The organism is Streptomyces sp. PU-14G (genome assembly GCF_041028275.1).
GTDB lineage: Bacteria > Actinomycetota > Actinomycetes > Streptomycetales > Streptomycetaceae > Streptomyces.
This window is the reverse complement of the sequence record NZ_JASKYT010000268.1, coordinates 1-11,907: the sequence shown is the minus strand read 5'-3', so window position 1 is coordinate 11,907 and position 11,907 is coordinate 1. Positions and strand designations below refer to the sequence as shown.

1 protein-coding gene and 2 pseudogenes are annotated in these 11,907 nt (G+C 74.6%); all 3 read left to right on the top strand.

Annotated elements, in window-relative coordinates:
• Window positions 1-148 precede the first annotated feature (148 nt).
• Window positions 149-8,749, top strand: a complete 8,601-nt coding sequence (locus AB8Z75_RS25305; RefSeq protein ID WP_369205785.1) for a lonely Cys domain-containing protein — start codon at window positions 149-151, stop codon at window positions 8,747-8,749.
• A 529-nt stretch (window positions 8,750-9,278) separates the two neighbouring features.
• Window positions 9,279-9,833: pseudogene (locus AB8Z75_RS25300) on the top strand (type VII secretion system-associated protein); the annotation flags it as partial.
• Between the two features lie 477 nt (window positions 9,834-10,310).
• Window positions 10,311-11,907, top strand: a pseudogene (locus AB8Z75_RS25295) (hypothetical protein); the annotation flags it as partial.

Genomic DNA, 11,907 nt, shown 5'->3' with positions numbered 1-11,907 from the left:
CCGTGGTGCCCCGCCCGGTGCTGACCCGGCGGCAGGTGGAGGGGGTCCCCCCCCCCCCCCCCCGTGGCGGCCCGTCGAACTCGTCCTGCGCACCGGGTCGGGCCCCCTCCAGCTGCCCTTCCTCCCCCACCCGTTGCCGTCGACCGAGGTGACCCCGCCGGCCCCGCGGGCCGCGGACACTCCTCGGCAGGAGCCGACCGCGCAGGACAGGGCGTCCCGGCAGCGGACGGCCGCGGTCAGGCGGCTGACCACCCCCGTGGTGCCCCGCCCGGTGCTGACCCGGCGGCAGGTGGAGGGGGTCGCGCGCAGGCTGGCCCAGACCCTTCCGGCGAGCGCGCTGCGGATGCAGCGATGCCTCAAGCTGGTGGCCGGCCTGCGGGACGTGCTGTACCCCGGCGGGGTGCGCGCCGCGGGCAGGGTGGACGACACGGCGGTCATCGTGGGCCCGGACGCGGCGGGGACGAGCCTGGTGGCCGGGACGGGCTGGCGCCGGGTGCGCGCGTGGGACGCGGTGGCGCGGGCGGTGGCGGACGCCGGGCCTGGCGCGGTGGCGTTCGTGCTGGCACGGCGCCAGGGCGGTCAGCTGGGGCACGTGTGGGCTGCGTACAACCTGGGCGGGCGGACCGGCGTGGTGGCGGTGGACCCGTCGGCCCCCGAGGGACGACGGGTGTCGGCGACCGCGCCGGACCTGGCCCCCCTTGAGGCGCGGGCCGTGGTCGTCGACCGGGGCGGGCGCGTCCTGGAGAACGCGCTGCCCGCGTTCACCGAGTCCTCGTCCACGGCGCACGCGGTGGTCGAGAGGCCGACAGGACGCGACTACGGCGCCATCGGCCTGGAGGCCGAGGAGCGGTACATCCTGAGCGTCCAAGGCGAGGTGGGCGGGGGGATGGTGCTGGCGTGGGGGCCCGGCCTGGTGCTGGTGACCGACAGCACGCCGTTTTGGTATCTGCCCGACACAGAGGAGTACTTCGACTTCGCCTCCGGGCAGCCCGAAGTACCCCCGGGCGCGACCCCGCCCACCGTGCGGAGCGCCCGCATCGGGGAGATCGTCGTCGGGGAGATGGCCACCGTCCCCGGCGAGCGGCGGCGGTCCCCGCGGGAGGGGATGGCCCAGTTCGACCAGTTGCGGCGCCGCCTGCGGACTGCGAACGACCACCCGGACGGGCTGCCGCTGGCAACCCTCTTGGCGGACATCCCCGGCTGGGAGGCCTCCGAGCTCGGTACGCGCACCACGGTCCTTCCCCAGCGCCCGGGATACAACGGCCGCATCTACGTGCAGCTCACCGACGGCGTTCCCGCTGTCGGCCTGCGGGGGCTCCAGGACCTGGCCATGCATCGGCTGATGCTGCCGGAGAACGAACCGGTGCTCAGGGCCGGGAGGGACTACGGCCGCTGGCTGTCGGGGGAGTTCGTGCGGCACCTCACCGGCTCCGAGGTGCCGGTGGAACTCCTGCCGTTCCTGACGGCCGTCCCGGACGTCGACAAGGTGTGGGGATACGGCTGGCTGCTGTTCGGTCATGTCGCCGCGCTGCCGGTCAACATGCAGAAGACGGTGAGCGGCACGAACGCAGGGCTGACCAAGAACATGCTGTCGGTGGCGTCCCGGCACCCGTTCGACCGGACGCTGCTGAGCATGGGGACGCGGATCCGCGAGTTCCTCGACGGGAACCATGACGGGATCACCGACATGACGGTCACCATGCTGACCCAGGTCATGACCGTCTACCAGGAGACGGCCGGCGAACCGTTCCTGGAGGGCTTCTTCGACACCGTCTACGAGGACACACCGACCGCGCGCGAGCACCTCACCGCCGCGCTGACGGGGCGGACGTCGGAGGGCAAGCCCGTCGGCCAGTACGAGTCCGTCGGCATGGAGGACTACCGGAAGCTGGACACCGACAAGGGCCGGCTGGCGGTCGCCCTGCTCCTGCAAGAGCTGCGGCACTACGGGATCAGCATGGGGCTGATGTCCGACGAGGAGATCCGCGAAGTCTTCGCCGAGCTCGCGGAGTTCGGCCGGACGGCCTACCAGCGGGCCGTCGAGTCCGCGGTTCCGCTCTCCGACGCGGTGCTGCGCGACGCCGTCCAGCGCGTCCTGACCAACACCGTGGTGCAAGCCCTCGCCCCGTTCCTGGCGATGGCCCGGGACGGCGTGGCGGTCGCCGACGGCCCGGCCGCACAACTGCTGTCCCCCCACGAGACCCACACCCTCGCGGAGGCGCTGGGCGCCTACGCCCTGGGCACCCCGCTGCCGGGCGGCCTCCGTGAAAAGCTCGACGGCGCGGTCCGCTCGGCGAACGACCTCCTCGCCCGTACCCCCCGCGGACACCGCACGCGGACCCGGCAGACCGTCGAGGCCGCGCGCCGCGCCCTGCGCGTCCTCGCCGACCCCGTGCGGCTGCCGGCGCCGATCCGCTGGAACAGGGACATCCCCGCGCTGGACGGGACGCGGGTGCCGGTGGACCAGGTGGCGCGGATGAAGCACACGGAGCCCGAGGAGGGGGACCCGGTGGGCTTCTCCTCGCGCCCGGCCCAGGAGTGGGACGGCCGCCAGAACTCCTACGGCCTGCTGCCCGAGATCACCACGTACACGTCCCTGCTGTGGTCCCAGCAGTACCAGGGCCCCGGCGGGCTGGTGGTGCCGGAGAGCGCGCCCCAGGAGCTGCCGTTCGGGGAGGCGTACCTGGTGGGCCTCAGCGGGAACGCCGCGACGGCCCGGCTCGGACTGCTGGACGGCACGGGCAAGGAGTTCGACTACGCCGCGGTCCTGGACTACCTCTTCGCCGCCGACCCCGACCTGATCGCCCTGGACGCGGGGACCGCGGCCGTCGTCCTGGGCGCGGACGTGGCGGGACCGCCCCCGCACGACCCGCTGGAGCACCCGCTCGCCGGTCAGCTCCTGGCCACCGCCTGGGGCCGCTGGGTGTGGACCTCGGGGCTGGGCCAGGAGCCGGGCATCGTGCCCGGCGACGGGCACGCCGGACCGCGCTTCCGGCTCGCCGAGGGCGACTGGTGGGCCGGGTTCCGCCCCGAGCCCTCGTCCGCCCAGCTCGCCCGGCTGGCCCAGCGGTTCACCGGCGACCGGCAGCGCGGTACGGACGTGCTGCGCTGGGTGCGGGCGATCCGGCTGGTCTACGGGCCGCTGCTGGAGGACGGCACCGCCGCCTTCGAGGCACTGCTGCACGGCTTCCGGGTACTCGACGCGGTGCGGGCGGCCCAGGGCGACCGCACCCCGCTGACGTGGCTCAGCCTGCACGGCGTGGTCGCCGCGCACGCCGGACCGGCGGCCGGGTCCCCGTTCCCGCAGGCGTTGCCGTTCGCCATGGTCTCGGCCGCCGGCCGCATGGGCACGCACCTGGAACTGTCCGGATATGCCCTGCCCCAGCAGTTCGCCGCCCTGCGCGCCTGGGAGCGGGGCGCGTACGGGCCGGCCGGAACGGCCCTCACCGCGCAGGGCCCCGGCGGCGTGCCGGTACACGGCTGGTTGAGCGGCGCACCGGCGTCCTTCGCCTCCACCGGCGACGGCGCCCAGGGACCGCAGCCGACCCTGCCCGCCACCCCGACCCTGCCCGCCACCCCGGCGACGTCCGCCGGGCCCGCGACGGCCACCGACCCCGCGACGTCGGGTGCGTCCGTGGCGTTGGGCGCGTCCGTGACATCCGGTGAGTCCGTGACGTCAGGTGCGTCCGTGGCGTCGGGTGCGCCCGTGACGCCCGCCGCCCCCTACGACCCGGAGGCGCACTACGACACGCTCGTACGGAGCCTCTACGGGCAGCCGCACCCGGGGGCGCGGGAGGCGCTGCGGCGGCTCAACGCGCTGCGGGCGGGCGTCCCCGCGCTGCGCGGCGGTCCGCTGGACCTGGACGCGCTCGCGCGGTATGTGCTCGCCCTTGAGCCGAACACGCCCGTCAGCCTGGCCGAGTACACCGAACTGCTCCGGCTGGCGTCGGACCCGGCCACGGCGCACGCCACCCGTCTCGCCCAGCTCGCGGCGGTCCACCTCCAACTGATGGGTGCGCTCGACGCCGGCGTGCGCTTCACCACCCCGAACGGTGTCAGCGGCATCAACTGGACCGGCAGGCCGCTGAACGTGCCCCTCGACGTGGACACCGTCCACGAGGCCGTCCGGCAGCCGGACGGCACGGTCGCCCTCGACGCGCCGGCTTCCGCCGGGTGGAGCGGCGGGCCGACACCGTACGTGCTGCTGGCCACGAGCGACCTGAAGACAGCCACGGTGCGGGGCCGCAACGGGTTCGTGCGCAAGGTGCGCCGGGAGGTCGTCGTCGAACTGCTCGCTCTCGACCCGCTGCTGAACGGGCTGCCGAGCGGCGTCCCGCTGCTGATGCTCCTGTCGTTGGCGGCGGCCGGGGACACGCGGTTCTCGCGCGGCAGCGCCGCCGTGCTCGGCCGCGAAGTGTGGTCCGCCAGTGGCTTCGTGCTCTTCGGCTTCGCGCCGGACCAGCCGGGCCGGCTGGGGATCGGCATCGACATGTCTCCGGACCAGGGCATCGTCGGCGGCTGGCTGCTCAGCGACCCCACCGTGGCGCCCGGGCCCGCGCCGGGGGGCGAGGAGTGGGAAGAGCGGGTGGTCTCCCTGCCCGTCATCGGGCGGGACCACCGCTCGACCGGGCATCTGTCCGTCCCGCTCACCGAGGACCCCGCCGTTTTGCGCCAGCGGGCCCTCCTGGCGCTGCACCTGGCGAAGATGACGCACTTCGTCCACTACGACGCCGCCACCCACTCCGTCAGCGCACCGGTCGAGCTGCCCTGGCGGCAGGACGATCCCGGCGCCGAGCCGTACTTCGAGATCAAGCACGGCGTGCCCGGCGCGACCCTCTGGTCGGTGTCCGACGGAACGGTCACCACCAGCGGTGGGCGGTCCACCGGTGCGCTGGGGCGGCGGCCGAGCCTGCGGGCCAAACGGGACCGGGACCCCGTCGCGAAGATCTCCTGTTTCGGCGCGGAGCCGGGCGGCATGGGATTCCTCGGCACCTTCGGCCCGCAGCCCTACGTCCCCGATCCACTGGCCGTCGCCTCCGAGGCCCAGGAGAGCGCCGACGACACCGGCGGCAAGCGCCCCATGACGTACGCGGCCCGGCGCCCGATCCTGTCCCGCATCACCACCCCCGAGGGCGCGTTCTTCGCCGTCGGCAACGACCCCCGCGGGGCCGAGTTCGGCCTGGACCGGGCCCTGCCCGAACCGGCGGGGGCCGCCCTGGACGACCGGGCCCGCACGGCCGGACTGCACCACGGACCCGGCCCGGCCCCCGAGCCCGTCCGGGAGCGGACGCTGCGCCTGATCCGGCTGCTGGGCACCGTCTTCGGCGCCCGGATCGAGCGGAACGCCACCGACTACCCGACCTTGCTGCGCGGCGCGGGTGCGCTGGAGCGGATGCTGCACAACGACCCCGTACTGCGCCGCACCCCCCTGTTCACTCTCGACCTGTTCGAGCGCGTCGCGGCGGCCGATCACGCGCAGCACGCACCGCACCGGAAACTGGGGCGCAAGGCCATGGCCGAGGTGCTGTGGCGGGCCGCGGACCGGATCGAGCGGGCCCCGGACACCGAGTTGGCCGCCTACGTCCCGCTCCCCGTCCTGGTCGACAACGTCTCGACGCTCATGCGCCGCCCCGACCTGGACCAGCTCGCCGCCCGCACCCTGGGGCTGCCCGCGCACACGCCGATCGGCGACGTGGAGCGGTCGCGTCTGCTGTGGGCCCACGTGAAGGCCGACGAGGTGGTGCTCCGCCTCCGCGCCAGCGGTGGTGAGCAGGAGGTGAACAGGTTCGCCACCCGGGTCCTGCACCTGGCAGCGCCCGGTCCGTCCCCCCTCGCCGCCCTGCGCCAGCACCTGCTGCTCGCGGTGGCCGGCGGGCGCGACCCCCGCGTGCCTCGCGAACTGGCCGAGGCCCACCTGGAGACGAACGGCGCGCACGCGGCCACCACCCAGCTCCTGGCCGCGAACGACGCCTCGGTGATCGGCCGCGACGTCACCGGCCACCCGGCCGGCACCCTGGACGTCGACCTGACGGTGCTCACCCTGCTGCGGCGTGCGTCCGACGGGAGCCTGGTCGCCGACTCCTCGGTGCCGGCCCCTTGGTGCGCCGGGGATCCGCAGGCCCCGCGGCCCTGGCTGTACCGGGCCGACCGCCGCGACGATGCCCGGGTCGAGGTGCGCGGTCTTCCGGCGCCGCACGAGGAGATCGCCGAGCTGATCCACCGGGACCACACGACCGGCACCCTGCCGCTGCACCACCCCGTCGTCCTCATGGTGCCCCGCTCCCGGCCCCGCCCCGGCGAGCCGGTCGTGGACAGCCTGCCGGGCCAGGGCGCCTCGCTGGTGGGGCGTGGGATGTGGGCCGCGTACGGCACGCCCACGTTCCACACCGATCCGGCGACGGGGAAGACCACCGTCGCCCTGGAGCCGGACCCCGCCGGCAACCCGCTGACGGCGGCGGACTTCGGCCTCGTACAGGTGCGGGACGTCCGGCCGCTGCCCCCCGGCTACAGGGCCTTGCCGTCCGCCGCCACCGTGCCCACCACCACCATCACGGCAGCCCCTGCGGCCCCCGCGCCGGGGTCCGTCACGTTCGGAACGCAGGGTGGGCAGCCGCAGCCGCAGCCGCAGCCGGAGCAGTCGGAGCAGTCGAGGGCGCCGGAGCCGGCGCAGGAGTCGCAGGGGGACCGCGGGGAGGGCCGCCGGGAGGTCCGCGCCCTGCCGTCCCCGGCCGCCGAGCCGGGCGCGGCGACGGGCCACGACGCCGCCCGGCCGGGGGACACCGCCACCGTCGCGCCGCATCCGGCCGAGGTGCCAGGCGACGTCTTCGGGCAGGCGCTGACCCGACTGCGTGCGGCCGGAGTGGAACTGCCGGTGGCCGAGGAGGAGCTGCGCTCCTGGGCGGCCAAGCGGGTGACCGTGTCCGACCTGCCGGACGCCGCGGCCCTGCCGCCGCTGGCCGACGACCTGGAGGTCCCCACCGCGAAGCTGACCGCGGCCGATGTGCTGCTCACGCCCTCCCAGGAGTTCGAGGCGGTCCTGCGGGACCACAGACTGCCGGTACGCGACCTCGCGCTCACCCCGGACGAGCGTCTGCGGCTGCTGGCCGTGCTCGACGGCGACCGTGGCCTCGATCCCGCCGCCGCGCTCGCGATCGACACGGCACTCGCCGCGGCCGTCACCCGGGAGCTGGGCGTCGCCCTCGCCGGACCGCAGCCGGCGGACTCTCCCCTCTCGCCGCGACTGACGGCGAAGGTCGGCTTCGAGCTGGAACTCGGCGACCTCACCGTGCCGTTCTACGCCCGGGGCGTGGTGCTCTTCCGCGGCAAGGGGTGGCGTCTGGAGACCGACACGCCCGACGATCCGCCGTACACGCGGTCCAACCTGGAGTTCGTGCTGGACCCGGCGTCGGACATGAGGCAGGCCGAGGACGCCCTCCGCGAGCTCATCGGAATCGTCGGGCGCATGCGCACCCTGGCCAAGGCCGCCCCTGACCACCGGTTCCAGCTCTCCGACCTGTTCGCCTCGGCCCCGGGGCAGGGTCCCTCGGGGCTGATCCAGGACACGACCGTCACGGTCGGGAGTTTCCGGTGCGGGGCAACGCTCCAGTCCACGTACGGGACCGGCCTGGAGGACCTCGGCAAGACGGTCGGCGATCTGTTCGCACCGGCGGAGGCGGAGAAACTCCAGCAGCGGGTGTCCGAGGTCGAGGAGTTCTTCGACCGGGAACACGGCCGTCGCCTGTCGCCACGCGCCCGTGGTTTCGTGCAGCTGATCGTCCTGTACCTGGAGCGGGCCGGGGCGAAGCAGGGGCCGATCAAGGCACGGGTCATCCGCCGCCATGTGGTGGCGGCCTTCCCCCTGATGAGCCGCAGCGACTTGTGCTCCGTCCGCGACGAACTGCTCAGTGACGACGAACGCCGCGACATCGACGCGCTGCTGCTGAGCCGGAGTGGCCAGGAGATGCCGGACCTCATGCGGGCGCTCGGCCACGACCCGTCGGACCGGGTGTTCCGGGAGCCCTACGAGGACAAGGACAACAATCTCAACGAGGGGCCCACCCGGGTCGACTGGCTGCACTCGATCGTCCACGGCCGCGGCGAGGGGCCGTTCAAGAAGGACCTCCTCTCGCCCCCGCCGGGCTTCCCCCTGCACACCGGCGACCTGGACGCGGACTTCGGCATGGGCGCCATGGGCGTGGACCCCGAGAACGGCCTCCTGCTCTTCGAGGCACGCGTCGCCCCCTACCGCCCCTCGTCCATTCCGCTGAACGGCATCGCGCTCCCCGTCCTGGCACGGGAGTTCATGACCGCGATGAGCCGCAACCCGGGCCTGACGCGGGATGACACCTGCGCCGCGCCGTGGCCTGAGGCCGTTCAGGAAGCCGTCGGGCTCGAAGGGCTGCGGGGTTCGCTCACCACGATGATCGGCGGCGTCCGGCGGGCCGGGGCGCAGCCCACGGCCATGGCCAGGCGGATGATCGGCCGCGGCTTCGGCAGCTACCGTGAGGACATCGAGGCGGCTTTGGCGGGTGCCGAGTCCTCGGCGCTGCCGGGCGCCATGGTCCCGCTGCGCGAGGTGTACGAGAAGGTCCGAAGGCTGCAACGCGAGTGGTCGTTGCAGTCCGATGAGATCCCCCTGGCGCTCGCCGAACTCGAAGCGGCACTGGAGGCGTTCGAGGCGGCGCTGTGGGATGCCGAGGACCGAGTCGGCCGCACCGGCGCGCCTGCCGGCAGCGCCGGAACGCCGTAGGAGGAAGGGAGCATGTCGGGCGTGGCCCCTCCCTCAGGAGAAGCTCAACTGGTGGACGAGAGGCCGCGCGGGCATGTGATGATGCGGGTACCTGATCTCCTCGATCAGTTGTCCGAGGTCCGGAAGCCGGCCTTCCCGGATTCCGAGCCCCGGCGGCCCCGCCCGTCCCGGTGCGCGCATCATGTACCGGGGCATACCGGGGCATGGGTTGCTCGGGGGCGTGGCGGGCTGCCGGGCGGCCCGCGGGGGCGCGTCCGTACCACCGACCATGCCGGGCATTCCCAGCAGCGAGCCAGCCGGCCCAGTAAGCGAGGACAGCATGAGCGATAACGGCGCTTCCGCCGCGGTCACCGGATCCGGAACGGACGAGCCGACGACCGGCCCCGCGGAGGCCGGAGCGGACGAGCCGACGACCGGCCCCGCGGAGGCCGGAGCGGACGAGCCGACGACCGGTCCCGCGGAGGCCGGAGCGGACACCGTCGCGGCACCCGCACCGCTCGCCGGTGACGGGGCGGCGGCGCCGACCGGGATATCCGACGACGACGAGGTGCCGGAGCCGCCGGAGGAGTTCGTCAAGGCGGCCAAGCTCGCACCGAACCACTGGCTCTACCTGACCGACCCCGCGTGGCAGGGCGAAGGCCCGCCGCCGGACTGGGCCGTGGTGGGCCAGTGGCGCTCCGACGACGACGGCGAGATCGTGGAGTGGCAGGACAACGAGAACTACCAGCCCTCCCCGCAGGCGCTCGGCTGGCCCGAGCCCGAGGACGACGTCGACGCCGCCATCCAGCTCGCCACCACCGGCTACGGCCCGGCGGAGGACGTCACCGCCGCCCTGGCCAAGGCGGAGGTGGCGGTGCTGGTCACGGCGGGCGGCGAGCCCGTCAGCGCCTCGGCGCCGGACGGCACGGCGGTGGTCCCGATCTTCACCTCACCCCTGTATCTGCACGCGGCCGGACGCCTGGGGTTCGAGCGGGTGCGGGTCCCCGCGCTGCTGGAGCGGCTGCCAGAGGAGCACAGCCTCTGCATCAACAGTTCGGCGCCGGTCAGTATGGTGATGACCACGGAGGGCCTGGCGGATCTTCTGGCCGCCGCGGCCGAACTGCCCGAGGGAGAGGCCGGGGGCGACGAGGCCGGGGGCGAGGAAGCCGCGGGCGAGGAAGCCGGGGCCGCGTGGCCGACGCCGGCACCCCGCGAGGGCGCCGCCGCTCCGCAGGTGGCCGCACCCGCCGCGACGGACTCCTCGGACACCACTGACGGCTCTCCAGACTCTCCGGCCCCTGACGCCCCTTCGGTCGCTCCGGATACTCAGGAGGCCCCCGACGCCGATGAGGGGAAGAACCGGTGAACCCGCGGCTGACAGCGCGCGTCGTCGCCGGCACGTTCCCCGGGTCAGCTGTGACCGTACAACTCGGCAGGGGTCAGCCGCGTCTGAACTTTCGAGGCAGTGCGAGCATCCAACGTGTAGAGCGGCGCGAGCATCTGAACGTGTAGGGCAACGCGGGGGTCGCCCACCTCAACGTCCGGCTGGAACTCAGCCGGACCATGTGCGAAGGGAGACGACGTGAGGCGTTCCGGCGGTGGCCGGTCGTGGTGGTTCGGCGGTCGGGGCAGGGCGGAACGGGGGGCCGCGCGGTCCACCGCGCCCGCCACCTCGCCCGAGGGGGCCGGCGCCACCGGACCGGGGAGCGACGCGCCGTTGGTCGCCGAGGAATACGGCGCGTTGGTTGTGCTGCGCGCGGCCCACGACACCACGCTCAGCCAGACCGACATGGACGAACTGTCCGACCGGTTCGGCGCCGAGCCGGGCATCACCACCGTGGTCACCGGCACAGCGGGACCGGACGGCGCCCCGGCGGACAAGTTCTGGCAGCGTCTGAGCGAAGTGTTCGACACCCTGCGCGAGACGGGCTCCCACACCGTACGGCTCGTCATGTCCGGCGCGGGGGAGGAACTGCCGGAACGGCCGTCCGTGGCCCGGCGGGTGGCGGACGCCTGGGAGCTGGAGGTGATCGCCCCGGACGGTGAGGTCGAGATCGTCCCCGGCGGCTCGCTCTTCGTACGCCCCGATCGGCCCCGGACACGCGGCTGGTGGAGCTTCTCGCCCGGGGTGCGGCCGGTGGCTCTGGGCACGCGCCAGCCGGCGCCCGCGTGGCAGGACGGAGTCGAGCAGGTGCCCGAGCGCACCGGCAGCGGCTGCGTGATCCACCAGGTCCCCGCGGGGCTGCTGGCGCGTGCACCGCACGCGACGGAGCCGGAGCCGGGAGACCTGTGCTACTCGGTGCCGGTGGACCCCCGTGGACCGACCGTCCTGGTCGGGGTCCCGGGGGGCGGAGACGTCTCGGCGTCCGACGTCGGCGAGGTGCTCAGCGCGCTGCCCCCGGCCCTCCGGACCGAAATCCGCCTCGCCCCCGGCAGTTCCCGCGACATCCTGCGCACCGGCCAGTCGGCGGCCGACCTGCTCGGCAGCGAGGTCGTGGTCTACACGGGCATGCCGTTCCTCACCCCCGGCGGACGCGGCACCGCGCGGGCCGTGCTCGTCGGAGCCGACGGCGCCCCGCTGTGGCGGCCGTTCGTGGACGCGGTGGTGTGTGCCCCGGCCCGCGAGGGCGAGCCCGCGCCCGCTCCGCGGCTGCTCCGGTGGAACCCGCCACTGCCGGGCCGCGGCGACCTCGGACACGGCATGGTGCCGCTTTCCGACCGATGGCGGATCACGGGGACCCGGGCCGGTCTGTGGATCACGGACGCCGACGCGACGGACGAGGACGCGACGGACGCCGACGCGGCGGTACCGGCCCCGGTGTCCCGCGAGGTGGACGCCGAGGGCCCGGCCATCGAGGTCGGCCGCCCCGGCGAGGAACTCGACGCCTCGCTGTGGCCCGAACTGTCCCGGCTCCTGTCCAGCCTGGGCGACGACGTCCGCGGGCGGGCGCGGCTGTACGTCCACGGCAGGGCTTCGGACGGCGGCCACGCGTTGCGTGCGCTCGCGGCCCAGCACGGGGTGCGCGCCCGACGCCTCGCTGTGGCCCGAACTGTCCCGGCTCCTGTCCAGCCTGGGCGACGACGTCCGCGGGCGGGCGCGGCTGTACGTCCACGGCAGGGCTTCGCACAGCGCCCCCGCGTTGCGTGCGCTCGCCGCCCAGCACGGGGTGCGCGCCCTG